Origin of the sequence: Halobacillus sp. BAB-2008 (genome assembly GCF_000328325.1) — a bacterium.
Taxonomy (GTDB): domain Bacteria; phylum Bacillota; class Bacilli; order Bacillales; family Halobacillaceae; genus Halobacillus.
In genome coordinates this window covers 176,128-202,297 of sequence record NZ_ANPF01000027.1, presented here as the reverse complement: position 1 = coordinate 202,297, position 26,170 = coordinate 176,128, and the positions used below count along the sequence as shown (strand labels likewise).

General features: G+C 45.3%; 27 protein-coding genes and 1 rRNA gene. 22 read left to right on the top strand and 6 right to left on the bottom strand.

What is annotated here, in order from left to right:
• A 5S ribosomal RNA gene (gene rrf / locus D479_RS07705) occupies positions 1-113 on the top strand.
• A gap of 182 nt (positions 114-295) precedes the next feature.
• On the top strand, positions 296-565 hold the full coding sequence (locus tag D479_RS07700; protein ID WP_008635505.1) for a hypothetical protein: 270 nt from the start codon (positions 296-298) through the stop codon (positions 563-565).
• A 325-nt stretch (positions 566-890) separates the two neighbouring features.
• Here D479_RS07700 and D479_RS07690 read toward each other — a convergent pair whose 3' ends face one another.
• Complete coding sequence (locus tag D479_RS07690) at positions 891-2,153, bottom strand: NAD(P)/FAD-dependent oxidoreductase (RefSeq protein ID WP_008635503.1); 1,263 nt, start codon at positions 2,151-2,153, stop codon at positions 891-893.
• 104 nt (positions 2,154-2,257) lie between these two features.
• Between D479_RS07690 and D479_RS07685 the strand changes: the two genes are divergently transcribed.
• Positions 2,258-3,865 (top strand): polysaccharide biosynthesis protein, encoded by a 1,608-nt coding sequence (locus tag D479_RS07685; RefSeq protein ID WP_008635502.1) that lies wholly within the window; start codon positions 2,258-2,260, stop codon positions 3,863-3,865.
• Positions 3,866-3,879: 14 nt separating this feature from the next.
• Positions 3,880-4,602, top strand: a complete 723-nt coding sequence (locus tag D479_RS07680; protein ID WP_008635495.1) for a pseudouridine synthase — start codon at positions 3,880-3,882, stop codon at positions 4,600-4,602.
• Positions 4,603-4,666: 64 nt separating this feature from the next.
• Here D479_RS07680 and D479_RS07675 read toward each other — a convergent pair whose 3' ends face one another.
• Entirely contained in the window at positions 4,667-4,885 is a 219-nt protein-coding gene (locus tag D479_RS07675) for a DeoR family transcriptional regulator (protein WP_008635493.1), read from the bottom strand.
• Positions 4,886-5,046: 161 nt separating this feature from the next.
• On the opposite strand from D479_RS07675, the gene D479_RS07670 reads away from it, so the two are divergent.
• From D479_RS07670 to D479_RS07655, 4 genes are read left to right on the top strand one after another with little or no spacing between them, the layout of a single operon-like run.
• On the top strand, positions 5,047-6,063 hold the full coding sequence (locus D479_RS07670) for a potassium channel family protein (RefSeq protein ID WP_008635491.1): 1,017 nt from the start codon (positions 5,047-5,049) through the stop codon (positions 6,061-6,063).
• Between the two features lie 2 nt (positions 6,064-6,065).
• A complete protein-coding gene (pepV, locus tag D479_RS07665) occupies positions 6,066-7,445 on the top strand; it encodes a dipeptidase PepV (RefSeq protein ID WP_008635489.1) in 1,380 nt (459 codons plus the stop codon).
• An 18-nt stretch (positions 7,446-7,463) separates the two neighbouring features.
• Entirely contained in the window at positions 7,464-8,024 is a 561-nt protein-coding gene (gene thpR, locus D479_RS07660; protein WP_008635487.1) for an RNA 2',3'-cyclic phosphodiesterase, read from the top strand.
• 2 nt (positions 8,025-8,026) lie between these two features.
• Complete coding sequence (locus D479_RS07655) at positions 8,027-8,935, top strand: nuclease-related domain-containing protein (protein ID WP_008635485.1); 909 nt, start codon at positions 8,027-8,029, stop codon at positions 8,933-8,935.
• Here D479_RS07655 and D479_RS07650 read toward each other — a convergent pair.
• Positions 8,922-9,926 (bottom strand): EAL domain-containing protein, encoded by a 1,005-nt coding sequence (locus D479_RS07650; RefSeq protein ID WP_008635483.1) that lies wholly within the window; start codon positions 9,924-9,926, stop codon positions 8,922-8,924. The genes D479_RS07655 and D479_RS07650 overlap by 14 nt on opposite strands.
• Before the next feature lie 86 nt (positions 9,927-10,012).
• On the opposite strand from D479_RS07650, the gene D479_RS07645 reads away from it, so the two are divergent.
• Complete coding sequence (locus D479_RS07645) at positions 10,013-10,936, top strand: diacylglycerol kinase family protein (protein ID WP_008635481.1); 924 nt, start codon at positions 10,013-10,015, stop codon at positions 10,934-10,936.
• 160 nt (positions 10,937-11,096) lie between these two features.
• The gene (locus D479_RS07640) at positions 11,097-11,903 is read left to right on the top strand and encodes a phosphotransferase family protein (protein WP_026577080.1); all 807 of its coding nucleotides are present in this window, start codon (positions 11,097-11,099) and stop codon (positions 11,901-11,903) included.
• An 83-nt stretch (positions 11,904-11,986) separates the two neighbouring features.
• On the opposite strand, the gene D479_RS20680 is transcribed toward D479_RS07640, so the two are convergent.
• Positions 11,987-12,157, bottom strand: coding sequence for a hypothetical protein (locus D479_RS20680; RefSeq protein WP_008635471.1), 171 nt, complete (start codon positions 12,155-12,157; stop codon positions 11,987-11,989).
• A gap of 264 nt (positions 12,158-12,421) precedes the next feature.
• Here D479_RS20680 and trmB point away from each other — a divergent pair, with 264 nt between their 5' ends.
• Both trmB and D479_RS07630 read left to right on the top strand, forming a co-directional pair.
• The gene (trmB, locus tag D479_RS07635) at positions 12,422-13,066 is read left to right on the top strand and encodes a tRNA (guanosine(46)-N7)-methyltransferase TrmB (protein WP_008635467.1); all 645 of its coding nucleotides are present in this window, start codon (positions 12,422-12,424) and stop codon (positions 13,064-13,066) included.
• Positions 13,067-13,133: 67 nt separating this feature from the next.
• Positions 13,134-13,994, top strand: a complete 861-nt coding sequence (locus D479_RS07630; protein WP_008635465.1) for an MBL fold metallo-hydrolase — start codon at positions 13,134-13,136, stop codon at positions 13,992-13,994.
• Positions 13,995-14,035: 41 nt separating this feature from the next.
• On the opposite strand, the gene D479_RS07625 is transcribed toward D479_RS07630, so the two are convergent.
• Positions 14,036-14,353, bottom strand: coding sequence for a PepSY domain-containing protein (locus tag D479_RS07625; protein WP_008635462.1), 318 nt, complete (start codon positions 14,351-14,353; stop codon positions 14,036-14,038).
• Positions 14,354-14,505: 152 nt separating this feature from the next.
• Between D479_RS07625 and D479_RS07620 the strand changes: the two genes are divergently transcribed.
• Together D479_RS07620 and D479_RS07615 are read left to right on the top strand one after the other, a co-directional pair.
• Positions 14,506-15,573 carry a M42 family metallopeptidase gene (locus D479_RS07620; protein WP_008635461.1) on the top strand — a complete coding sequence of 356 codons (1,068 nt, stop codon included), beginning with the start codon at positions 14,506-14,508 and terminating at the stop codon, positions 15,571-15,573.
• Between the two features lie 120 nt (positions 15,574-15,693).
• Positions 15,694-16,206 (top strand): DUF84 family protein, encoded by a 513-nt coding sequence (locus D479_RS07615; protein ID WP_008635459.1) that lies wholly within the window; start codon positions 15,694-15,696, stop codon positions 16,204-16,206.
• 34 nt (positions 16,207-16,240) lie between these two features.
• Here D479_RS07615 and D479_RS07610 read toward each other — a convergent pair whose 3' ends face one another.
• Positions 16,241-16,681, bottom strand: a complete 441-nt coding sequence (locus tag D479_RS07610) for a YtoQ family protein (protein WP_008635456.1) — start codon at positions 16,679-16,681, stop codon at positions 16,241-16,243.
• Between the two features lie 197 nt (positions 16,682-16,878).
• On the opposite strand from D479_RS07610, the gene D479_RS07605 reads away from it, so the two are divergent.
• The 8 genes from D479_RS07605 to D479_RS07570 all read left to right on the top strand — a co-directional run bounded on the left by D479_RS07605 (position 16,879) and on the right by D479_RS07570 (position 26,169).
• Positions 16,879-17,907, top strand: coding sequence for a PTS sugar transporter subunit IIC (locus D479_RS07605; RefSeq protein WP_026577086.1), 1,029 nt, complete (start codon positions 16,879-16,881; stop codon positions 17,905-17,907).
• A 34-nt stretch (positions 17,908-17,941) separates the two neighbouring features.
• A complete protein-coding gene (locus D479_RS07600) occupies positions 17,942-18,259 on the top strand; it encodes a thioredoxin family protein (protein ID WP_008635452.1) in 318 nt (105 codons plus the stop codon).
• A gap of 212 nt (positions 18,260-18,471) precedes the next feature.
• On the top strand, positions 18,472-19,287 hold the full coding sequence (locus D479_RS07595) for a DUF1444 domain-containing protein (protein WP_008635450.1): 816 nt from the start codon (positions 18,472-18,474) through the stop codon (positions 19,285-19,287).
• Between the two features lies 1 nt (position 19,288).
• A complete protein-coding gene (gene ytpR, locus D479_RS07590) occupies positions 19,289-19,894 on the top strand; it encodes a YtpR family tRNA-binding protein (RefSeq protein ID WP_008635448.1) in 606 nt (201 codons plus the stop codon).
• A 147-nt stretch (positions 19,895-20,041) separates the two neighbouring features.
• The gene (locus tag D479_RS07585) at positions 20,042-22,858 is read left to right on the top strand and encodes a DNA translocase FtsK (protein ID WP_008635447.1); all 2,817 of its coding nucleotides are present in this window, start codon (positions 20,042-20,044) and stop codon (positions 22,856-22,858) included.
• Positions 22,859-22,964: 106 nt separating this feature from the next.
• Positions 22,965-24,080: a nicotinate phosphoribosyltransferase gene (locus D479_RS07580; protein ID WP_008635446.1), complete on the top strand. Its 1,116-nt coding sequence runs from the start codon at positions 22,965-22,967 to the stop codon at positions 24,078-24,080.
• A gap of 194 nt (positions 24,081-24,274) precedes the next feature.
• The gene (gene murC / locus D479_RS07575) at positions 24,275-25,570 is read left to right on the top strand and encodes a UDP-N-acetylmuramate--L-alanine ligase (protein WP_008635445.1); all 1,296 of its coding nucleotides are present in this window, start codon (positions 24,275-24,277) and stop codon (positions 25,568-25,570) included.
• Between the two features lie 179 nt (positions 25,571-25,749).
• Positions 25,750-26,169, top strand: coding sequence for a DUF948 domain-containing protein (locus tag D479_RS07570; protein ID WP_008635444.1), 420 nt, complete (start codon positions 25,750-25,752; stop codon positions 26,167-26,169).
• The last annotated feature ends 1 nt before the right edge of the window (position 26,170 follow it).

Sequence of the window (26,170 nt, the reverse complement as noted above, 5' to 3'; positions counted from 1 at the left end):
GTGGTGGTGAAGGCGAAGAGGTCACACCTGTTCCCATGCCGAACACAGCAGTTAAGCTCTTCAGCGCCGATGGTAGTCGGGTAGATCCCCGTGAGAGTAGGACGTCGCCACATCACTTAAAAGTTTGCAGCAGTATTTCTGTTGCAAACTTTTTTTGTTTGCTATTTTCATAATTCCTGTAATATGCTTTCATTCTACCGTCATTGATAACCTCCCATCCTGCATGGACTAGAAACGTTGGATATATGTGGTACAATAAAGGAAAAAAATAATGGAAGAACAGGGAGTGTGACCAGTGGTACAATTAGAGCGGAAAAGAAATACCTATTGGAATTGGAAGTATTTATGGGCATTGGTTCTCATCCCCATCGGTTTTTATCTTCTCTCACAACAAAAATCAATAAGTGAATCGCAGCACCTTCTATTTATTGTTATAACGATTTGGTTGTGTATTCTTGGTGTATTTGGAGTAACAACAAGGCTTGATCGATTAAAGGCTTACGGGTATCTCTATTTGGTTAGTGGTGTGCTTTTTGCATACATGGGATTAGTATTTATTTGGTGACGGTTGATGACCTCGCAGAAACGCGGTATAATTCTGGATGAGAATGTACGTTCGGAGGGGTAATTATCAATTTAGTAAGATGGAGCTATTCCGGAAGAAAGATGGTTCGCGGCTACTTTGATCGATTTCCAAACTCAACGGTATATTTCAGAAGAATACGCAGATTCTATATCGTCTATATAGTAGATTGGGATGAACGTGACCCTGTGGTTGAGAAAGAGGACAGGGATGGTATGCAGGAGCTTATCAATAAGGAATTAGGCCGTGAAAAAGAATATAATCAAAGAAAATCGCGGAAAGGCTTATAGTGCCTTTCCGCGATTTTTTATGAACCCATTGCTTCCCAGGCGGCGTGCATGCCCGCTACACGGCCTGTAACCATTGCAGACGTTATGTTGTATCCCCCTGTATAGCCGTGGATATCTAAGATTTCCCCGCAGAAATACAAACCATGCATAAGTTTGGACTGCATCGTGTTAGGGACAATTTCTTTAATGGATACTCCACCACCTGTAACAAATGCCTTCTCTAATGGCTGGGAATCATAAACATTTACTTGAAAATGCTTCAGCAACCCGACAAAGGAACGAAGCTGCTGGTTCGATATATTTGCGGCTTTTTCTTCTTGAGAGATGTCCGCCTGAGCCATAACATAATCAAGGAATCGCTCCGGTACCATCCCTTTTACAACATTTCGGAAGGTTTTCTTTGCCTGATCTTTCGTTTCCTTCTGAAGCTGTTGAATGATTTGTTCTTCTTTTTCTTCCGGGAGCGCGTCAATTTCAACCGTAACGGATTTGTTCCCTTTCATTAATTCTTTGACTACATATTGGGAGCACCTAAGAACTGCCGGCCCGGAAATGCCGAAATGGGTAAAGAGCATATCCATTTTGTGAGTAACGATGTTCTTTCCTTTGCTATTGAGAACGGAGACGGCCGGGTCTCTTAGCGACAATCCTTGAAGTGTTTTTGATTTAATAAAAGCATCCTTGGATAGTAAAGGGACTTCGGTCGGGAACAGAGTCGTAATGGTGTGGCCGGCTTTCTTCGCCCATGCGTATCCGTCCCCTGTGGAACCGGTATGCGGGACAGCTTTTCCACCTACAGCAAGGATCAGTCCCTTTGTTTCAATCTTTTCTTTGGATTTCAAAAGAACTTGATGAGATTCTTCCCCATAATGGATGGCCTCCACAGGTGTTTCTTTACGTACTTCCACGCCCAACTCGTCCAATCTGTTCAATAATGCCTGGACGACATCCTTGGCTTTATTACTTACAGGAAACATCCGTCCGTGATCTTCTTCTTTTAATGCTACTCCTAAGCCTTCAAAAAAATCGATGATATCGTGATTGTTAAAGACGGAAAAAGGACTGTATAAGAATTTTCCATTTCCCGGAATATGCTTAATCACTTCTTCTTCCGGAAGCCGGTTCGTAACATTACAGCGTCCTCCTCCGGATATAGCAAGCTTCGTGCCCAGTTTTCTTCCCTTATCGATCAAAAGTGTTTTCACACCCTGTTCAGCTGCAGCGATAGCCGCCATCAGCCCAGATGGTCCTCCGCCGATGACGGTAACTTGATAACTCATGAATGTCTTCCTTTCTTTTGTTCAATCATTCCTTGTTTGTCCATTATCTATGATAAAATAGATGAGGTCGATTCTACAATAAAATTGAAGGTGAAAAGGTAATTATGTCGAAGATTCTTAAAGGTACCATTTTGTTGACAGCAGGAACATTCTTATCGAAGTTTCTTGGTATGATCTATACCGTCCCGTTTGAAAATATGGTAGGTACGGAAGGGACCGACTTGTTTTCCATCGCTTATGTCCCTTACAGTATCCTTCTTAGTTTATCAAGTATGGGCGTTCCTGTCGCCGTTTCTAAATTTGTTTCTAAATACAATTCGTTAGGTGATTATGAAACGGGAAGAAGAATGCTGAAAGCCGGAATGACGCTTATGTCCATTACCGGTGTCCTGGCTTTCCTCATGTTGTTCTTCTCGGCTGAACAAGTCGCTGTATGGACCATCGGAGAAGAGTCAGAGAGACTTGGCCAGGCTACTATGGTCATTCAAATGGTCAGTTTTGCTCTGTTAGTCATTCCACCGATGAGTATTACCAGAGGGTTCTTCCAAGGATATGAATCCATGGCACCGACGGCCGTATCACAGGTGGTCGAGCAGATTGTACGGATTGTCTTCCTGCTCGGCTCTGTCTTTGTTATTATGCAGCTGATGCAGGGTCCGATGCCTAGAGCCGTCGGCTTCGCTACTTTCGCTGCATTCATTGGTGGTCTTGCGTCCTGCCTTGTGCTGTATCTCTACTGGAGGAAGCGTAAGCCGTATTTGGACCGCCAGCTGGAAGCGCAGGAGTACACAAGCGGCTTGTCCAATAAAGAAATGTTCAAAGAATTATTTAGTTATGCGGGACCGTTTATTCTTGTCGGTATCGCGACACCACTTTATCAGCTAGTCGACCAGTTTACGATGGAGAAGGCGATCCGGGCTTCTGGAGAAGCATACAATAATGCATTCTCTATAATAAACTTCCTTAGTCATAAGCTGATCATGATTCCGGTGACGCTTGGTCTTGGCTTGTCCCTTGCTCTCTTGCCCGCCATCACCCAGGCGTTTACTAAAAATGAAATGAACCGGTTAAATCATCAGATCAATCAGGCATTACAGATCGTCGCTTTGTTGATCATCCCTGCTGTTGTCGGGCTTTCCGTCGTAGCATTGGAAGCATACGGAACATTTTACGGCGTTGATGAGGTTACCTATCGCGGAGACTTGCTTCGCTGGTATGCTCCTGTTGGACTGTTCCTGGCACTTTACACGGTCACTTCATCCATTCTGCAGGGAATTAATAAGCAGAATTTCGCGGTCGTCAGTCTTGGAACAGGCATTATGCTGAAAATCGCCTTAAACTGGTGGCTCATCCAGCTAATGGGCGCAAAAGGTGCCATCGTAGCAACAGGCATCGGCGTTGCTGCCGCTGTCGTTCTAAACTTCTGGCGTATCTTCACGACGATAGAATTCGACTTTCGTCAGCTGTTTAAACGGACGCTGCTGGTGCTGATTTTAACAGTGCTTATGGCTTTCGTGGTGATCGCTGTGAAATGGCTGTTCAGTCTGTTTCTTGATCCTACGGAAAACAGACTGCATGCGATGATCGTCTTACTCTTCAGTATAGGCATCGGTGGTATCGCATATTTGTGGATGGCTTATAAAACAACATTGCTCGAACGAATTCTTGGGGGCAGAGTCCGCTTCCTTGATAAATTTCTAAAACGCAGGTAAGAAGGAGTTTTTACGTGAGAATTGATAAATTGCTGGCGAACATGGGATACGGAACGAGAAAAGAGGTCAAGGCGCTTTTGAAAGGATCGAATGTACGCGTGAACGGGGAGCCCGAGAAAAGCCCGAAAGCACACGTCGATCCTGATATAGACCAGGTGACGGTCATGGGAGAGCCTGTGGAATACCGGGAATTCATCTATTTGATGATGAACAAGCCGGGGGACCTTATATCGGCTACGGAAGATGCTCATGATATGACTGTGATCGATATTCTCCAGCCGGAGGATCAAGTATTCGATCCGTTTCCTGTAGGTCGCCTGGATAAAGACACGGAAGGCCTCTTGCTCATTACTAACGATGGGCATTTGAACCACCGTCTTACTTCACCGAAGAAAGACGTAGGGAAAACGTACTTCGCCGTGATAGAAGGGGAAGTGACGGATGAGGATGTCCGTAAGTTCGCCCAAGGTGTTCTACTTGATGATGGATACCATACGAAACCCGGCGAGTTGAACATTATCACAGCCGGTCCAACTTCTGAAATCGAACTGACGATTACGGAGGGGAAATTTCATCAAGTGAAAAGGATGTTCGAATCCGTTGGTAAGAAAGTGACTTATTTGAAGCGGATACGCATGGGGGAACTTGCTCTCGATGAAGAACTGGAGCTCGGTGAGTACCGGGAGCTGACAGAGGAAGAGATCCATTATCTGCAGAACATTACGAAGCAAAATTAATAAGTAATTCAAAAAAACACCCGGAAACCAGTTTCCGGGTGTCATCTATATAGTCATTTTATGTTCAGGATATTTTAACTCTCTTTTCAGTGATTGTCCACTTTCCACGGTGAGGACTAGAAACTAATCCGTTGTATTCCAAAACGCTCAGGTCTCTTTGCATCGTACGATCGGTTATACCGAACTCATCTGCTAACTCATTTGTCGTAACTGTACCTCTGTCTCTAATGTAAAGGTAGACAGCCTTGATACGGTTGAGCATGCGGGATGATGGTTGATTCAAAAAACCACTCCTTATTCGTTTTTATGGAACTTGTGGTGCTAGTGAATCTCTGAACTTGTTTACATTTTACAACAATAAATGCGAATGTTCCAGCGATAAATCGTTTCTTAACCTTTCGTTCACAAGGATTTACAGAACATTTAAGATAGGAGGAAAGCTTGATGTATCTGTTAAGAAAGTTCTTTAGGAAAATGGTTCATATTAATAATTACATATTGTTTGGTGCGAGTGCCCTGCTCATTATCTTATCTACCATTCTAATCGTTCTTGTGGAAAGTGATACCTTTCCGACATTATTTGATGGTTTCTGGTGGGTAATGACAACGGTGACGACAGTAGGTTACGGTGACTTTTATCCGGTGACTGTCGCGGGTAGACTTATCGCTATCCTATTATATGTGATCGGTATTGGACTTATCGGTATTGTTATTGGAAAAATAATCGACGGCCTTGCTGTTTTCAGAAAAAAACGTTTGGAGGGGAATATTGTGTATAAAGAAAAGGGACATTTCGTCATTATCGGTTGGTCTTCAAAAGCAAAATATGCCGTCAAAGAGATGCTGGATACGGATGAAATATGTGAGATCGTCCTCATTGATCAACTGAACGCAGCACCTGTTCTCGCGGAGAACATTCATTACATAAAAGGGGACGCTTCGGATCTTGCAACACTGCAGAAAGCCAATGTTCCTTATGCCAAAGCCGTCATTGTCTTTGCTGATGAACAGGCTGACAAGCAAACCGCAGACGGGAAGACGCTCCTGATCGCTTCTTCCATCGAATCGATATCCACCCACGTCCATACCATTGTGGAAGTGATGGATGAAAAACACATCCCTAATTTCAAACACGCGGACGTCGATGAGTTCATCGTGTCAAACGAAATGATTTCTTCTCTCGCTGTGCGTTCAGCTTTTCGCAAAGGGGTCACGGGTATATATGGACAATTGCTCCGAAGGTCTGTAGGCGAAGATTTGTTTCATGTGCCTGTCCGTTCCAATTGGAAAAAGTACCGCGATGCATTTGAAGCTTTGCTTAATGAAGGGGCAACCCTGATTGCAGATAGAAACGACCTGGCAATTAACCGTAAGCTGGAGCAGGAACTGCCGGAAGATGCTGAACTCTATGTAGTCTGCGACAAAAAAACATATAATCACATCATTACAAAAGGGGAATAAGTATGGATTTCAAATTATGGAGCGAAACGTACGAGCAGGAGTTTATTGAAAAGGCCAAACAACTGTTGGCTATTCCGAGTGTCTATGAAGAGAGTGAAGAATATCCGTATGGAAAACCGATCAACGATGCACTTCAGAAAATGCTGGAAATTGCAGAGCAGGATGGTTTTGCGACAAAACAAGTAGATGGCCAGGCAGGTCATATAGAGTTCGGGCAAGGGGAAGAGTTAATAGGAATATTAGGTCATCTGGATGTCGTTCCTGCCGGAGAAGGCTGGTCCACAGAACCGTTCAACCCTGTAGTGAAAGACGGAAATCTGTACGCCAGGGGAGCCCAGGATGACAAAGGTCCCGTCATGGCCGCCTATATCGCCATGAAGATGCTTAAGGATAAAGGCTTTGAACCAAATAAGCGGATACGGCTCATTCTCGGTACGGATGAAGAAAGGGATTGGCAGGGAATTACCCACTATTTCAAGAAAGAAGAGATGCCCGGAACAGGTTTTACTCCGGATGCATCTTTTCCTGTCATTCACGCAGAGAAAGGGCTGCTTGATGCTTATTTGACAATCCCGGTGCATGAAGGAGAATCAAGTGCTGCTGTAAAAATAGTCTCCTTGACAGGAGGCGACCGATTAAATATGGTACCTGAGGACGCAGTTGTGCGCGTAAAGGCAGAGGAAGAGGTGGCCGATCGGTTCCAGCGTTATTTGGAAGATCAAACGTTGGAGGGGAAAGTAGAGCAGGGCGGGGACGAAATACATTTGACCCTCTATGGACAAGCTGCCCATGCCAGCAGACCGGAAACAGGGAATAATGCCATCATCCGTCTCCTGGCTTTTCTGCAGACGGAAGAGCTGCCGGAAATTCAACGTCAATTGATCGACTACCTGCACAGCACATTCCATGCAACAAATGGAGAAGGACTGGGAGTGTCCCAGTCGGATGAAGCTTCCGGTGCCTTGACCAGTAATCTGGGGTCTATTCAATGGGAAAGTCAAGCATGTCAAGTTGGATTCAATCTCAGGTACCCGGTGACAGGAAATTATGAGCAAATCGTCGGGAAATTGGAAGAAGCTGCTCGGAGGCACGAAGGGAAATTGCGTATTTATGATCACCTTCCTGCTATTCACCTGGAGAAGGATCACCCCTTTGTTACGACACTGCTTTCCGTTTATAACCGGGTGACCGGTGAAGAAGCGTCTGTGCAATCGATTGGCGGAGCTACTTATGCACGTACGATGGAGTCAGCAGTCGCGTTTGGTGCTATGTTCCATGACAGCCCGGATACTGCCCATCAGAAAGATGAACATGTCCGAATTGCTGATATGGTAAGGGCAATGGAAATATACGCAGCAAGCCTGTATGAGCTAACGAAATAAGAGAATGGAGGAGGAGCGGTGAACCATTACTTTATCGGAATTCCCGTAAGTGAACCTATACGTCAGGAGCTTGTATCCATGCAGGAGGAGCTAAAGCAGCACATGGAGTATAAAGTCTGGACGGAGGTAGAAGATTTCCATATTACATTAAAGTTTCTTGGAGGATGCTCCGATGAAAGAATAGAATCCTTGCTTTCTGACTTGCTTCATCGACATTGGCCGGCTCCTTTTCCTCTTCAAATCGGTCCTGCAGGTTTTTTCGGTAATCCTGTAAAGCCGCGGGTATTTCATGCAGAAGTATCCTTGCCAGCCTCTTTAGAAGAGATGAAATCACTCGTGGAGGAATGTGGAAAGAGCCAGGGATTTCCCAATGAAAACCGCAAGTATTATCCGCATATCACCCTTGCTAAGAAACAGGCAGAAGGAAAATCACCGCTGCTGGAAGAGGGAGCAGAACCGGGCATTTTGCAAGAACGTTTAGAAATGATGGTGGAACGAGTAAATGTGTATAAGATCCATCCGGAACAGAAGCCGAAATACGAATGTATTGCCGCTATTCCATTACGGATAAAGGAGTAACTATGGCACAGTTGATTAAATTACAGGACTACATTTCAAGATACCAGCGAAACATCTTTCAATACCCGACGAAATATATCCAATTAAAGAAAGAGCAGTGGGAAAAAGCAAGACACGAATTTCTGCATGTAAAAGACACGGGGATAGAGGCAGCATCTCTGGAAGACACGGAACCACTGCGTTCACCTTTCTGGAGACGATGGATGAGAAAAGAAGAAGAAAAACCAGACCATAGACCGGAAGTGGAAGAAAGTCCCGTCAGTATGGCAGAAAGGAAGCAGCAGTTTTTGGATGGTTTATTCTCTCTCCAATTGACTTGGGCTTCCAAAACCCTGGTGGAGAGATCCTTTCTTGCGCCAGAGTACCGGGAGGATGAGCGGCTGAAGTTTTACTTGCAGCGGCTCCCGGATACATATCTCCTTATGTACAGACCGATTGTAACGATCAAAAAGGCTCAGATGGAAATCGAGCCTTTGTTGATCGGACCACACGGGGTCGAATTGATTTATGACCTTTCCGCCATTCCGGGTGAAACGGTTTACCCGAGTGCTGAAAAAGCTTGGTATGTCGAAGAGAATGGAAAGCAGCGCAAAATCATGAACCCGCTTTTGTCATTAAGGCGGTCGGAAACCTATGTGAAAAGTGTTTGGAAGAAATATAATATCCATCTTCCTTTTCGAAAAGTGGTGCTTGCACCGCAATGGACGTTCTCGGGAGTGAAAGAACCATTCCAAACAGATTACATAGGTAGAGAACGCTACGCACAGTGGCTGGAAGACAAAAGAAATACAACGTCACCATTCAAGCACGACCAGCTAAAGGCTGCAGAAGCACTGCTGTACCATTGCCGCACATCTTCCGTGAAACGGCCGGAATGGGATGTAGACGAAGAAGAGTCTAGGGAAGAATGAGTTCTTTTGACGGAACTGGACGCGGTTTATCAATGTAAAATCCTTGACCGTACCCGACTCCCTGGCTCTGCAGCCAGTTCCACTCCTCTACGGTTTCGATTCCTTCCGCAAGCACGTCAATTCCAAGCTTGTCCGCACGCTGCAGTACTTCAAATAAAAACTGTTGTTTGATTGGATCCCCGGCACATCCATTAATGTAGGAACGATCGATTTTCACGATGTCGGGTTGTAGTAGAGAAAGCATTTCTATTGTGCTGTATCCTGCCCCCACATCATCGAGAGCTACACGCATACCGGATGATTTGTACGTATCCAAAATACCTTTCAGGTGCCGAACATCCGTGATGTTTTCTGTTTCCACTACTTCAAAAACAAGGTCTGCCGGATCGATAGAAAATTCCTCCACTATTTGAAAAGTATGCTTTAAACAAAATTCTGGTACATAAATAGTAGATGGAAGGAAATTGATGAAGATGTGCTGCCCTGGCTGTAAATGCTCTGCCTTGGCTTGAACAGCAGCACGCCGGGCTTTTTGATCCAGCATAGACTGAAGTCCTGAACGTGCAGCGTAATCAAAGAGTTCGCCGGGATTTACTTGCCTTCCTTTCGTCCTAAGCAGAGCCTCATATCCAAAAATGCTGCTGTCCTTCATATTGAGGATCGGCTGGAGGTGTGCCTCAAAATCACCTTGATGAATCAAGCTTTCAAGCTCCGGTTGACAAAGCCTCGCAAAGAGGTGCTCGATCGTGATCGGGAATGTTTGAGCCATGGAACCAGAAGACAGATGGATCCATTCTTCCTCCTTCACCCCCTTGGACAGGAGGTCTGCAAGGATGTCTTGCAGGTTTTCTCTGTTTTGGTAGGGAATAATATGTACTCCCTCATCAGCGGGTACACCGCGACGGGACAATTCCGAATGGGCTCGAATGATTAAGGCGCCGTTGTCAGGAATGGTGACTGTTGTACCACAGTACGTGCAATCTTTAGCCATTGGAACTCCTCCTTTCTAATTAATATTATAATAGAATAGTAATCAGCTGCATAATTATACGACTTAAAAATCAGGAGAAATGTCCTATGAATATCATTATCGTGAATCCGGTTGCCGGGAAAGGGAAAGCGGCCAAGATGTATAGGAGGATCCAGAGGGACCATTCCTACAAAGCTGAAAATTGCCGTGCCTTCTTCACACAAGAGGAAGGACATGCAGAACGTATAGCGAGGCAGGTAACGGAAATCTATCAAGATACGTTATCATCCATCATCGTGCTGGGTGGAGATGGTACGTTACATGAGGTCGTAAACGGAGCGCGCAGTTATCCCTCTATTCCGATCTGCTTCCTGCCTGCGGGGACAGGGAATGATTTTGCAAGAGGGCTGGGCTTAAGGGAGCGTGGTCTGCCTTTGTTCCGTAATATGATCCGTCGTCCCAGAATTCACCAGCTCCGTTTGGGGTGTTATGACCTTCATGGGAGAAAAAGAAATGGCACCCGCTTGTTTCTTAATAGTATCGGGTTCGGACTTGACGGTAGGATTGCAGGAAGGGTAACAAAATCACGCAATAAAGGAAACCGAAGATTGTTTTCCTCTCTGACCTATCCTGCTGCTTTACTTGCATCGATTAGAACCTCAGCACCGATTAAGGTAGACCTGGATATCGACGGCGTCTTTTACCCGGGGCGGGAGATCATGATGCTGACGATTGCCAATCATCCATATTTTGGAGGGGGGATGAAGATAGCGCCGCACGCAGATTTAACTAAAGGAGAGTTTGAGCTGCTGATCCTCGATCCCATATCAAAAAGGAAATTGGCTGTGCTCTTTTTCAGCGTTTTTACAGGGTGGCATGCAAGAATCAAGGAGGTCCACCTGATCAAGGCTAAACGAGTAAAAATAACTTCCCGGGCTGCTGTGCCTTTTCAAGTGGATGGCCAGGCTGGTGAAACGTACACCTGTACAATTGAGAAAGCGCCATCAAAATCGATGATTGCAGGCGATTAAAAGATATTCCTTGAAACTAGACAGAATTATGGGTTAATCTATTCTAAGGTACACGCTCAAAAACGGATGAAAATTAATTTTGGATCGTTACTAAAGTACGATATAATAGATTCAGAAACAATGACGTGATTCAATCACAAGAGGATTTGAGGAATTGAAGGTGAATTGGTTGGAACATATACTTGGTAGTAATTGGACCGTAACACCAGCCGGCGGCTCAACGGGTGAAGCTTATTATGCTCAGACAGAAGGGAAACGGTTGTTTCTGAAACGTAATTCTTCTCCTTTCCTGGCCGTGTTGTCTGCTGAAGGAATTGTGCCCAAGCTTGTTTGGACCAAACGGTTGGAGAATGGCGATGTCATAACAGCTCAAGAGTGGCTGGAAGGCAGGGAATTGAAGACGGAAGAAATGAAGCATCCTCGAGTTGCCGCATTGCTGAGCAAAATCCATCATTCTTCAGAAATGTTGGATATGTTGATGAGGCTCGGGAAGCATCCATTGACCCCTGCAGAAATTTTGAAGGATCTTAAAGAAAACCAAAAGGTGTTGGATCAGGTCGATCCGAGAATTGAAATTCATCACGCCATCAGGTTCCTAGACAAACATGTCCAAGAAGTGGAATATCATAAGCATGTGGTATGCCATTGTGATACGAATCATAACAATTGGTTGCTGTCTTCGGATGATCGTCTTTATTTAATTGATTGGGACAACGCTATGGTCGCCGACCCTGCTCTCGATCTTGGCATGCTGTTGTACAACTACATTCCGGAAGATCAGTGGGACATGTGGTTGAAGCATTATGGTACAGAACTGGATGATCATATGTACCAGCGAATGAAATGGTACTCCGTATCTCAGTCTCTGTCCTTTATTCAATGGCACCAGATGCGCGGGGAATACGATGAAGCGATGGTTCGGTTGGATAAACTGAAAAGGATTATGAAAAAACATGAAATTCTATGAATACAGCTTGTTGAGACAACGTCCTGTCTTTGCAAGCTGATTTTATTCTTTATATCCATACCAGACAAAGAAAAACCGTTGCCTCAGGCAACGGTTTTTTCAGTCGTTTGTGGTGTATATTTAAGCTTTTTCGCTTTTACTTCTGAGCTGGTAACTTCTTTTAGTTTCTCCAATGGGTAAATGAATAGTGCGTATCCTGCAAACAGTACAGAGAATGCGGCTAAAACCGCCAGTTCCATCGCTTTTACAAGCATGTGAATTGATCATCCTTCCTGCTTATTAGTGTCTCACACGATATTAAGCATAAATCAGAAAGCGTTTACAATGAAAGCGTGCCAATCCTCCATAAACAGCACTATCTGTACGTGGTCCTGCATGTAGGGGAAATAGCACCCTTCTCTTGCTATTTCTTCCCTCATGTTCGTGTTTTCACGTCTTCGCTTGCAAATCATAAAAAAGTTTTAAATTTTGCACTCTTCGTGGTACCATACTAACGATAAGAAGGAGGAATACCATACATGCGTTTAAGAAATAAACCGTGGGCGGACGACTTTCTCAGAGAACATGATGAAGTTGTCGTTCAACACCCATTTGATAACAAAGGAAAATGGAAAGAGTTGTTTCAGAACCCTGAACAACCGCTCCATTTAGAAATAGGATCAGGGAAAGGCCAGTTTATTGCCGGAATGGGGAAACAGCATCCGGAAGTAAACTTCGTAGGTTTGGAGTTCGTTAAAAGTGTCATCGTAGGTGCAGTGAAGAAAGTGCTGGCTGCCGAAACGACGAATGTACGAATGGTTAATGAAAATGCAAAGGATTTGCGGGAACTTTTCGATAAAGGGGAAGTGGATCATATTTATTTGAACTTCTCTGACCCTTGGCCGAAGAATAAGCATGAAAAGCGTCGTCTGACGTTCCATACGTTTCTTGAACAATACAAAGAAGTGTTGGTTGAGGAAGGCCGTTTGACGTTGAAAACGGATAATAGAGGGCTGTTTGAATATTCCTTGATCAGCTTTTCCGAATTCGGGATGACTTTGGAAGATGTATCCGTCGATCTTCACGCCGATGAAGATCCTCTCAATGTGACAACAGAATATGAAGAGAAGTTTGCAGCCAAAGGACAGCCTATTTACAGATGCACGGCTAGATTCCTCGGTTGATACCGTTTACAATAGCTCTGGTCTATATGATAGACTAGAGCTATCTTTATAGTTGGAGGGGTGTTGGATGGAAACGATGGAAATCGGCCGTGCTAAATTGACGTGGCTCGACGGCGGCGTCACCCATATGGACGGCGGCGCAATGTTTGGTGTAGTACCGAAGCCTTTGTGGAGTCGCAAGTATCCCGTGAACGAAAACAATCAGATTGAATTGAGGACCGACCCGATTTTGTTGGAAATCGACGGTAAGCGGATGTTGATTGATTCCGGTATCGGTAAGGGAAAGCTTACGGATAAACAAAAACGAAATTATGGTGTATTTCAGGAATCAAACATCCGGAGCTCATTAGAGGAAATGGGCCTCACTTGCGGTGACATAGACGTAGTTCTGATGACACACCTGCACTTTGATCATGCCTGTGGGCTTACCTCTTGGGAGAAAGAAGAACTAGTCCCCACGTTCCCGAATGCGGTTATTTATACGAGTGAAGTGGAATGGGAGGAAATGCGGAATCCGAACATGCGCTCCAAAAATACGTATTGGGAAGCGAATTGGGAACCAGTCCAGCATTTGGTACATACATTTGAGAAGGAGCTGGAAATCGTTCCGGGTCTCCGGTTCATCCATACGAGTGGGCATAGTGACGGACACTCCATCCTCCTTTATGAAGAGGGGGAAGTATGTTTTCTGCATATGGCAGACCTTATGCCGACGCATGCACACCAAAACGTGTTGTGGGCGCTCGCCTATGACGATTACCCGGTGACCTCTGTTCATGAGAAAGAGAAGTGGATGAAGTATGGATATGGGAAACAAGCGTGGTATATCTTTTATCATGATGCCATTTATCGTGCACTGCGTTTCGACGAAGAAGGGAAAGTAACCGAGGAAGTAGAGAAGAAGAGCAGGCATGAATACCAAAAGTAGAAAAAAGACCTTCCGCCTGACGGCCGAAGGTCTTCACTGGATTAAGCAGTAGTTTCTGCGACATCTACGATCGTACCGGTTTCCGTATCGATGTAGAACTCAAACTGCGATGTTTCGCCGTCTTTGTTCTTTGCGATACCTCCACGGTACACATCATAGTGGATGCCGTTTTTGTTCAGTTCTTCCGGCTGCATGTACACCCATGAACCACTGATAGGTCCCTGTTTCTTAAATGCTTCCTTGGCGATTTTCAAAGCTTTCTCTGGTGTGACACCTTGACTATTGCTTACTTGTTCTTTGATTACGTAGCCAGCCAATGCTCCTACACCGGCAGCTATTGCAACTTTTTTCCAGTTCATTTGTTAATCACCTCATAACTGATTTCTGCTACCCAGTATACTAAATATTCCCGATAAAAGTAAAACAAAACTATGCTCCTGTGGCGGATTTGTAGAAACGGTTTCAAAATTCCGGTAAAATAAGAGCAGAAGGATAAAAAGGAGAGGTACATATGAATCAAGAAACACGCACTCTTTTTAAGACATTGACAGAGCTCCCTGGTGCACCGGGGAACGAACATCTTGTACGTTCATTTATGAAGGAGGAGCTGGGTAAATATTCAGATTCTATCGTTCAGGACAACTTGGGCGGCGTTTTTGGTGTCAAAGAAGGCGAAGGCCCGTCCGTAATGGTTGCAGGTCATATGGATGAAGTAGGATTCATGGTAACTCAAATCACGGGTAACGGGATGCTTCGGATCCAGACGCTCGGAGGTTGGTGGAACCAGGTAATGCTGGCACAGCGTGTCCAAATCATTACCGACAAGGGACCGGTAGTCGGAGTTATCGGCTCCATTCCTCCTCACAATCTCACGCCGGAACAAAGGAAGCGGCCGATGGAAGTGAAAAATATGATGATCGACATCGGTGCGGATGACAGGGAAGACGCGGAGAAAATCGGCATCAAACCGGGCCAGCCGATTGTACCGATCTGTCCTTTTACTCCTATGGCTAATGAGAAGAAGATCATGGCGAAAGCATGGGATAACCGGTACGGATGTGGTTTGTCCATTGAGCTGTTAAAAGAACTGCAGGGGGAAAAGCTTCCAAACAAATTATACTCTGGCGCTACGGTCCAGGAAGAAGTCGGTCTGAGGGGAGCTCAAGTTGCTGCCAATATGATCAATCCGGATATTTTCTATGCGCTGGATGCTTCTCCTGCAAACGATATGAGCGGAGATAAGAAGGAATTCGGTCAACTTGGTAAAGGGGCGCTTCTCCGTATTTTCGACCGGACAATGATTACTCATAAAGGTATGCGAGATTTCATTTTGGATACAGCGGAAACGAACGATATTCCGTATCAATACTTTATTTCCCAAGGTGGAACGGATGCCGGCAGGGTCCACATGTCTAATAATGGAGTCCCTTCTGCTGTCGTCGGAATATGCTCCCGATACATTCATACTTCCTCGTCCATCATTCACGTGGATGATTACGCAGCAGCAAAAGAGTTGATTGTGAAGCTCGTACGCTCTACAGATCAGAATACGCTGGACCAAATAAAACAAAATGGCTGAGTTTCTTTAAAGTCACGCGTGCTGATTTCAGCCTGCGTGACTTTGTGCTAGAATAGGATAGCAAAAAAGTATGAAACGTAAAGAATAAGCTAATCAGAGAAAATGAAAGGTGTATCTAACGTGAAAATATATGTAGGATCAAAGAATCCAACGAAAGTAGAATCGGTTAAACGCATATTTCCGGAGATGGAAATCGTGGGAATCGACGTAGAGTCTAAAGTGGCTGCTCAGCCTTTTTCTGATGAAGAGACATTGGAAGGTGCCATTAATCGTGCCCGAGAATGTGCCTCCCAGAATAAAGCAGACCTCGGCATCGGCCTTGAAGGCGGCGTGATGGAAATCGAGGATGATCTCTATCTTTGTAATTGGGGAGCGCTCGTAGATGAGAAAGAGAATGTATACACCGCGAGCGGTGCCAGAATCATGCTTCCGGAAGAAATTAAAGCCGGCCTGGAAAGAGGAAAAGAACTGGGCGAACTGATGGATGTATATGCAGATAAGCACGAGGTCCGAAAAAATGAAGGGGCTGTCGGCATTTTTACAAATGGGATCATCGATCGTGCCGAAATGTTTACCCACGTAGTGAAACTTTTGAAGGGGCAGTGGGAATACGACAGACAGATGAACAAATAAAAAAGCGCGGATGCCGAATGGCTCCGCGCTTTTTTTATTCGTACACGTAGGCGAGAACTTCTAAAGCCTCTTCCATGGTTTCGACCGTCACATCTGCTTTATTCGAGAGTTCCTTCAATGGGTGTATTAACGACTCAGGGCGAATAAGGATCAGTGGTTTCTGCAGATGGATCGCTGCACTTGCATCCATAGCCGTATTCCATTGTTTGTACGATTCACCGAATAATGCAATGACGGCGTCTGATATGTTCAAGAGAACCTGTGTGCGGAAGTTGTTCACGCTGGAAGCTGCGTCATCCCGGTACAGTTTGTCCGGCTGCTTTCCGAGTATGGCTTCTCCGATATCATCAGAACGATCGTGGTTTTCCTGTGGTCCTACGAAGTGAATCGGCAGCCCTTTTTCCTCTGCTTTCTTTTTCAATTGAAGGCGCCAGTCGTCATGAATCTGTCCCGCTAAGTAAACGGTTAACTCCATTTTATCTCCTCCCATTTTATACCTTTCTAACCAGTATGCGAAAGAAAACGTATTCTGTCCAGTATGGCAGCTTCGTGGAATAACTCCCTGCCGTAAGCTCATACTAGGATGTGGTACAAAATACTTCATACTGGTGTATTTACACATGTAAATAAAAATTGTATGATAAAGGGCGGAATCATACGGGAGGGATGGCAGTGAAAGATTTTCTAACAAGAAAAGGAGTACATATATCGGTTCAATCATATTTGATAACCGCCCTCAGCTATATGGCGCTTGGGTTGTTTTCATCCTTGATCATCGGATTAATTATCAAGACGCTTGGTGAACAAACAAGTCTTGGTCCCCTTTCGCAGTCGTTTATAGAAATGGGTACGCTTGCGATGGATACGAAGATATGGGGAGGTGCAATCGGAGCGGCGATTGCTTATGGATTAAAAGCACCTCCTTTAGTCATTTTTGCAGCTTTGTTCAGCGGAGCGGCCGGGGCGGAGGCCGGCGGTCCGGCGGGGAGCTATATCGCTGCTCTCGCTGCCACAGAATTTGGTAAACTAGTAAGCAAAGAAACGAAAATTGATATTATTCTCACGCCGTTCATCACGATCGTTATCGGATTTATGGTCGGCTCTTGGATCGGAGCTCCGATCGGTGGTTTTATGACGGGGCTAGGAGAAGTCATCAATTGGGCAACGCAGCAGCAGCCGTTGTGGATGGGAATCGTTGTCGCTGTCTTGATGGGCCTGGCATTGACGGCTCCGATTTCCAGCCTTGCCATTGCCCTTATGCTGTCACTCGATGGCGTAGCAGCTGGAGCGGCGACCGTGGGCTGCGCTGCCCAGATGATCGGGTTCGCGACCATCAGTTATCGAGATAACGGCATAGGAGGAGCGCTTGCTCAGGGAATCGGAACGTCGATGCTTCAAGTAGCGAACATTGTAAAACATCCGCTGATCCTTCTTCCTCCAACGATCGCTGGTGCTGTGCTGGCACCTGTGGCAACCGTATGGCTTACAATGGAAAATAATGCAGCAGGGGCTGGAATGGGAACAAGCGGCTTTGTAGGTCAAATCATGACATTCGAAACGATGGGATTCTCCTGGAGTGTTTTTGGCATGATCCTCTTCCTTCACCTGATCGGTCCGGCTTTGATCAGCTATATTATTGCCATCGCCTTCCGGAGGAAAGGGTGGATCAAGCCGGGAGACATGACGATTGATTATGAGTGAACGTGTGCTAAAATAGCATCGGAGGTGTTCCACAATGATTACATTAGAATCTGATCAACAATTGAAAGATTTGATAGAAGAGAAACCGGTTATCCTGCTGTTTTCTGCAGACTGGTGTCCGGACTGTCGGGTAATTGAACCGTTTCTTCCGGAATTGGAAGAAAAATATGCTGATTGGACCTTCGTTTACGTAGACCGTGATCAATTCATCCACGTCTGCGCCGAAAACGATGTCTTCGGAATTCCGAGTTTCCTTGCTTTCCGTGATGGGGAAGAAGTAGGAAGGTTCGTCAGCAAAGATCGTAAATCTCAAGAAGAGATTGAGGACTTTCTCATACAAGTAAGCAGATAATTCATAGGACAAACAAACGGACGTGTTTTACAGAAACACGTCCGTTTTTACTTGTTGAGGGGCACGGTGAAAAATAGACAGCATAAGGCGAAACGTTTTGTGATGGATCACTTTACCGTTTCCTTTTTATTAATGCTTTTTTGTGTGTATAATAAGAGGCAGTGAAATTCGAAGAAACGTCGATTTCTTCCAGTGTAGAAGGAGGAAATATTATGAAGATGACAAGTATTAAATTGAAGAAAAAATTGGAAGAACGCTTAAATCATGAAGAATGGAAGACGGTCTTTAACAGGGATAAAGATACGTTTCGTGTAGAATGGGCAGAAACCGGTAAGGGCATTACCATCACTCTCCCGAACGTCATTGCTAAATTCCAGCAGCGCGGAGAGGAAGCTCTTGACGAGTTGGAAGATCATGTTCAGGAAGCCCTCCGGGTCATGAATGAAGAACATACGCTCTCCGGGAAAGAGAAGCAGATCTATCCAGTCATCCGAGCGGCTTCCTTCCCTACAGAGGACAAGGGAAAGCAGCTTGTATATGCGGAACACACAGCGGAGACAAGAATCTATTATGCACTGGATTTGGGTAAGTCCTATAAACTGATTGATGAAGACATGCTGCAAGAAGAAGGATGGTCTCTCGATCGGATCAAGGAAGTGGCGGGATTTAATGTTCGCTCCCTGCCGGTGGAGATGAAGAAGGATACCGTCTATGGCAATGATTTTTACTTCCATTCCGCACGTGACGGCTACGATGCCAGCCGAATTCTCAATGAAGCACTACTCGAAAAACTGAAAGCCGAATGTAAGGGAGAGCTTGCTATCAGCATCCCGCATCAGGACGTCATTATTTTTGCGGATGTCCAAAACCCCGAGGGTTATGATATATTAGCTCAGATGGCTATGAAATTCTTTGCGGAAGGAACGGTTCCTGTCACTTCCCTGTCCTTCTTATATGAGGATAAAGAACTGGAGCCGATTTTCATCCTGGCGCAGAAGAAACCGAAACGAGACCGAAAGGAAGATTAATATGCACGTATTTTACAATCGTCAAGGAATCGGAGATGTTCTGATCATCCCTGTTAAAGAGGGAGATCGCGAAGAAATCAAACAGGAAGCATTTGGAGATGTGGTGAAGATCACGGACAAAAGGGACGGATCGCTTTTAGGCTACAATATATTCAACGCTTCGGAATACTTCAACCTTGAAGGTCAGGGAAAGATCAGACTTACCGAAGAGATGCTTGCCCCGATTAAAGATCTTTTCACGAAAAACCAATTGAACGACGTCCTCAATTTCGATCTATCCCCGAAATTCGTTGTCGGATTTGTGAAAGAGAAGGCACCCCATGAGAATGCGGACAAGTTAAGCGTCTGCCAAGTGGATGTAGGAGAAGAGACGCTTCAAATTGTCTGTGGTGCCCCAAACGTAGCAGAGGGTCAAAAAGTGGTCGTTGCTAAAGTAGGAGCGACGATGCCAAGCGGAATGAAGATTAAAGACGCTAAGTTGAGAGGAGTTCCTTCTTCCGGTATGATTTGTTCCGCCAAAGAGCTGGATCTGCCGGACGCTCCGAAAGAAAAAGGCATTCTAGTGCTGGAGGACCATTACGAAGTCGGTCAGACTTTTGAAGTTTAATGGAAGCACATGTCGAATTTAAGCAAAGTAGCCTAGCTGCTTTGCTTTTTTGATTCAAAAGTCATTTTTAAAGGGAATGTAAAGCAATACATGCTGTAAACCTGTTAAAATAGGGATAATCATGCTTTTGAAAAGAGAGGGAACGTAATGTGGAAAGACATTAAAAGCAAAATGAAAAAATGGTTTGAAAATGATGAGGCAGAAGAGAAGAAGCCGTTACATAATAAAGACGAACGATTTACGAATGAACGCCAGGAAGTCAATGCAAGGACGAAGATGACGTATCGTTATCCAAAACAGGGGGAGTTTCGTTTTCCTGTCATTCCGGATCGTCCAAAACATCCCTCCGCATCGGTGGAGGAGGAAGAAAAAACATTAGAGAACCGTCCTGTCAGAAGGCAGCGTCCTTTTGGGGAACAGAAGAAACAGGAAGAACCTGTGCGAAGAAAGCAGCGAAAACAGGAGGAAGAACAGGAACTGCCGGAAACAACATCGGTACCGTTTACTCCTACAGATGTGCCGTCGCCGATCTATGGGTACCAGGCCAGACAAATGACGAAGGGCTTGGAAACACTGGAGTATGCAGTAGAAGAAGAGCAGCAGAAAGGGTTCTATACTAACTCCTATGACGAGAAGCAATGGCAGGAGTTAAGAAAACGTATGAGGATTCGGATGGATGAACCGGAGCCGCAGAGACCGGTGACAGAATCAGAAAACCAGATCCCTACCGTGGAAGAGCTTGCGGATGAAGAGATAAAAGAAAAAAGTAACGTGGAAGAAGCAGCCTCCTTGGAACTCGAGACTCCTCAAGAAGAAGCGGCACGTGGGGACGATATGGAATCGTTTCAGAAAGCAGTACAGGGGTTCGATAACGCTTCCGATGAGCCGTCACAAGTAGAGACTCCTGCACGCTCAGAAGAGGTAGACTCGAAGGAAAACGATCCGTTGGAAGCGCACGAATCCGAACCACTTATAGACAGGGAACCGGAGGAACCTTTCACGGGTCTGCTGATGTTGGATGAAGAGGAAGTGCCTGAGACAGAAGAAGGTGCACATGAAGATGTGGAACAGCCGTTGGAGGACCCCGCCCCTTCTTATCAGGACTCCGTCTCAGAAGCAGACCTACCTGTCAGTCATGATGAAGAAGAGGTTTATGAGGGCGATTCATCACGGATACGGGAAGAGGAAATGATTACAGAAGAAGAGCTTGTAGATCGAGTGGAAACAGAGGATAACTCAATAGCAGAAACGCCTGAGTCCACCATTCCTTCCGTGACGGAAGAGGATGAAAACATTTCTGAGGACAAGCCTGAAGATCATGAAGCCGTGGAAGTGTCCGATGAAAAGCCTGTCGAGGAGAAGCCGAAGCGGCGTGTGCCATTCAACGTATTAATGACTCCTAGAGACAAAAGGACCCGGGATCATCAGCCGGTACCGCCTCAGAACAAGAAAGTAGAATTGAAGGAAGAGGAACGGAAAGTGGAATCGAATCGAGAAATGAAACAAGATTCTCTTCCACAGGAAACGGATGATAAACCCGGACATGTAAGAGAAGAATACGTTACTCCTCTTCATCTGCTGGAGGATCCGGTCCGTCCTACTTCAGATGATGACAGCTGGATTAAAGAACAGATGGAGCTTTTGGAAACGACGCTGCGTCATTTCCATGTACGCGCAAACGTCGTCAATGCAATGAAAGGCCCGACGGTTACCAGATTTGAAGTGCAGCCGGAGCCGGGTGTGAAAGTAAGCAAAATAACCAACCTCGCTGATGACATTAAATTAAGCATGGCAGCGAAAGATATTCGTATCGAAGCCCCTATTCCGGGGAAACAGGCGGTTGGAATCGAAGTACCTAATAAACGCTCTCAGATGGTGGGACTCCAGGAAATTTTTGAATCAGAAGCTTTCCAGGAAGATCCATCACCGCTTGCGGTTGGTCTCGGTCTCGATATCGGCGGTGATTCCATCGTGACCAATTTGAAGAAAATGCCGCACGGCCTCATTGCGGGAGCGACTGGTTCAGGAAAGAGTGTATGTATCAACACGATTTTGATCAGTTTATTATATAAAGCCCACCATGAGGATGTTAAGTTCATGCTGATTGATCCAAAGATGGTGGAGCTCGCACCATACAATGATCTTCCGCACCTTGTCTCCCCTGTGATCACGGATGTGAAGGCAGCAACAACTGCTTTGAAATGGGCAGTGAAAGAGATGGAAGAGCGATATGAGAAATTCGTGAAGGAAGGCGTTCGGGATGTGGAACGCTATAATGATAAAATCATGAAGCAAGGGCGTAAATCAGAGAAGATGCCGTATCTGGTCATTGTGATCGATGAGCTTGCCGACCTCATGATGATGTCCCCGCAGGATGTCGAGGATGCGATCTGCAGAATCGCCCAAAAGGCAAGGGCATGTGGAATTCATCTGCTTCTTGCCACGCAGCGTCCTTCTGTGGATGTTATTACAGGATTAATCAAAGCAAATATACCGACAAGAATTGCTTTCAGTGTTTCATCTCAAGTCGATTCCAGAACAATCATCGACTCTTCCGGAGCGGAAAAACTGCTGGGTAAGGGAGATATGCTGTTCGTTGAAAACGGTTCGGGCCAGCCATTGCGAATACAGGGGGCTTTCGTTTCCGATGACGAAATTGAGCGCGTGACTGCCTACGTCAAAAAGGTGGCTCCACCGCGGTATTTGTTCCATCAGGATGAATTGATCCAGCAGGTGGCATCGGAAGAGGACACGGATGAGCTGTTTGATGAAGCTGTTTCCTTTGTTGTCGAACAGAACGGTGCGAGCGCTTCACTCATCCAGCGACGATTTAAAGTCGGGTATAACCGTGCTGCCAGACTGATTGATCAAATGGAAACATACGGGATTATTTCTGAACAAAAAGGAAGCAAGCCGAGAGACATTTTATTGACGAGACAGCAGATCGACGAAATGATGGAGTGATACCAGCTTGGAAGGAAAGGCTTGTGTATTACTTCCCAATTATATATGATGGTCTAAGAATGTATTTTTCAAGATACAAACGACCTAATGTTTAAGGAGTAAAGTCATGAAAGAAATTTCACGCAAGTTGAATGGCGAGATCAGCCGACTGACGAACAAGACATTCAAGTTTGATGAACGAGCCGGAGAGGGATGGTTTTCAGCCGTCTATTTCCTGAAGACCAGGGATATTGTAGAAAATCATCTTCCGGAAAACCAGGTGACGATGCAGTTTTTCCAGAAAGACCATGCCGTCTTATGCGGGACGGATGAAGTGATTGCTCTTATCCATACGTTTGCCGATCATCCAGAGGAACTGGAGATCCACTCTTTGAAGGACGGGGATAAGATCGTACCTTATGAAACGGTGTTGACGGTTACAGGTCCTTATCAATATTTCGGCTTTCTGGAAGGGATGATTGATGGGATTCTTGCCAGGCGTACATCTGTTGCGACGAACGTGTACAATGTCGTAAAAGCAGCCCGTACATCAGGGAAGCAGAAGCCGATCATCTTCATGGGAGACAGGGATGATCATTTCACCCAGCAATCTGGTGACGGTTATTCTGCTTTTATCGGCGGATCGACAGCTCAAGCAACCCATGCCATGAACGAATGGTGGGGGAAAGAGGGCATGGGGACGATGCCTCATGCATTGATTCAGATGTTTCAGGGGGATGTCGTTGCGGCTACGAAAGCTTACCACGAACAGTTTCCTGACGATCAGCTGATGGCGCTTGTCGATTATAATAATGACGTCATTTCAGACTCCTTGAAAGTAGCGCGGGAATTCGGAGAAGAATTGAAAGGGGTGCGCCTCGATACATCCAGGAATCTTGTGGATAAATACTTCTTGAGAAACCAGCACCTTATGGGTACCTTTGATCCCAGGGGAGTGAATCCCGAATTGATTTTTGCACTAAGACGAGCTCTTGACCAGGAGGGATATCGTCATGTGAAAATCGTCGTAAGCGGCGGGTTTACGAAGGAGCGGATCAAAGCATTCGAAGAGCAGGAAGTTCCAGTCGATATGTACGGTGTAGGCGGGAGCCTTCTTAAAATCAATATTGGTTTCACTGGTGATAATGTCATCATAAACGGCAAACCTGAGGCGAAAGAAGGACGCAGATATAAGCCGAATTCCAGGTTGGAACGCGTGGAATTTATTGGGGATGACCAGTGAGGATATGGGTGGGCACGAACGTTCAACGTTTGTGCCTTTTGATTTTGTCTTCCCCACTTTTTCTTCGCTTCGGAACGTGGTAAGATAAGAAAGCGCAAAGATTAACAGATGTAACTGGAAGCGAAATCGCAGATTTTTACAAGTTACATATACTATACTTAAAGTGACCCACTTTATTTTGGAGGTTCTTGTTTATGACAACTTACCATTTCATTGGTATCAAAGGAACAGGAATGAGTTCGCTTGCACAGATTCTTCATGATTCTGGTGAGAAGGTTCAAGGATCAGACGTTGAGAAACGATTCTTTACACAAGACGCATTAGAAGCAAAGAATATAGAAATCATGCCTTTTACAAGAAACAACATCAAGGAAGGCCTCACGATCATTGCAGGGAATGCATTCGGCGAAGATCATGAAGAAATACAGGAGGCAAAGGCCCAGGGGCTGCCGTTCTATCGGTACCACGATTTCCTTGGGGAATGGATCGGGAAATATACGAGCATCGCTGTTACAGGCGCGCATGGTAAGACGTCCACAACCGGTCTGCTTGCCCACGTGCTTACAGAAAATTATCCCACTTCCTACTTGATCGGTGACGGGACTGGAAGAGGGCACGAGGAAAGTAAATATTTCGCATTTGAAGCCTGTGAGTACCGCAGACACTTCTTATCCTATGAGCCTGATTATGCCATCATGACAAACATCGACTTTGATCATCCTGATTATTTCACCAGCATTGAAGACGTGTTTCAAGCGTTCCAGCAAATGGCTAAACAAGTCAAGAAAGGAATCATTGCCTGTGGAGATGATGAACACCTTCAGCATATCCAGGCAAACGTTCCTGTCCTCTATTATGGACTTGCTGATACGAATGATTTTCAAGCTCAGAATATTCAGGAAAGTGCAGAAGGCACGACCTTTGATGTGTTTGTCAGAAACAACTACTACGACACATTCACCATTCCGCAGTTTGGAAATCATACCGTATTAAATGCACTTAGTGTCATTGCACTCTGTCATTATGAAGATATGCAGCCGGAACAGATCAAGAAGCTGGCGACATTCGGCGGAGTGAAGCGCCGCTTCCAAGAAAAGCAGTGGAATAGGCAGGTTCTCGTCGATGATTATGCGCATCATCCGATTGAAATCAATGCTACGATCGAATCGGCCAGAAAGAAATACGGAGAACGCCCGGTCGTCGCGATTTTCCAGCCGCATACGTTCACACGTACAAAGACGTTCTTGAACGAATTCGCGGACAGCCTGAAGGAAGCAGACCATGTATTTCTTTGTGATATTTTTGGATCTGCCAGAGAGAATGAGGGCAAATTGTCCATCACTGATTTGCAGGAATTGATTCCAGGAGCAAAAACGTTGCAGCTTGATGAAACACAGCAGCTTAAAGAATATGAAGACGGGGTTCTTCTATTCATGGGTGCTGGGGATATTCAGAAGTTCCAGGAAGCTTACGAGCAGGAAACGAAGTGATAAAAACGTGCGGCGTTCCATGAAAGCCGCACGTTTTTTACATAAAATATAAATAAAAAAGGAATTTTCGGTTATGATATCGAATATGTCCAATTAACGTAACCTTCACGTTTACCTGTATACGCTTTAGGGTATATACGGGACTGTGTCGATTACATAAGAAGGAGTGTGCAGGGGGAATGATTATTATTCTTTACATTGCTGCGTTGATTGCAGCAGTTGCATTTGCCGTTCTTGTCATATTCTTAGCGAGAACGCTGACAGCTGTTCGCAGGACGATGAACAACGTGGCTGACACCCTTGAAGGGGTAGAGAAGCAGATGGAAGGCATCACCATGGAGACGACTGCCTTATTGAATAAAACAAATAAGTTGGCGGAAGACGTCGGTGAGAAATCCCAGAAGCTGAATACGCTTGTTGACGGTGTTAAAGGTATCGGCGACACGGTGCAGGAATTCAACCATTCGATCCGTTCCTTCTCCAAAGGTTTGAACAAATCTGCAAATGAGAATACGGATTCGGCGGCTCAAGCCATGAAGTGGGGGCATGTAGCCATCAATTTGTGGAAGAAAGCCAAGAAAGAGGATCTTAAATCTTAAA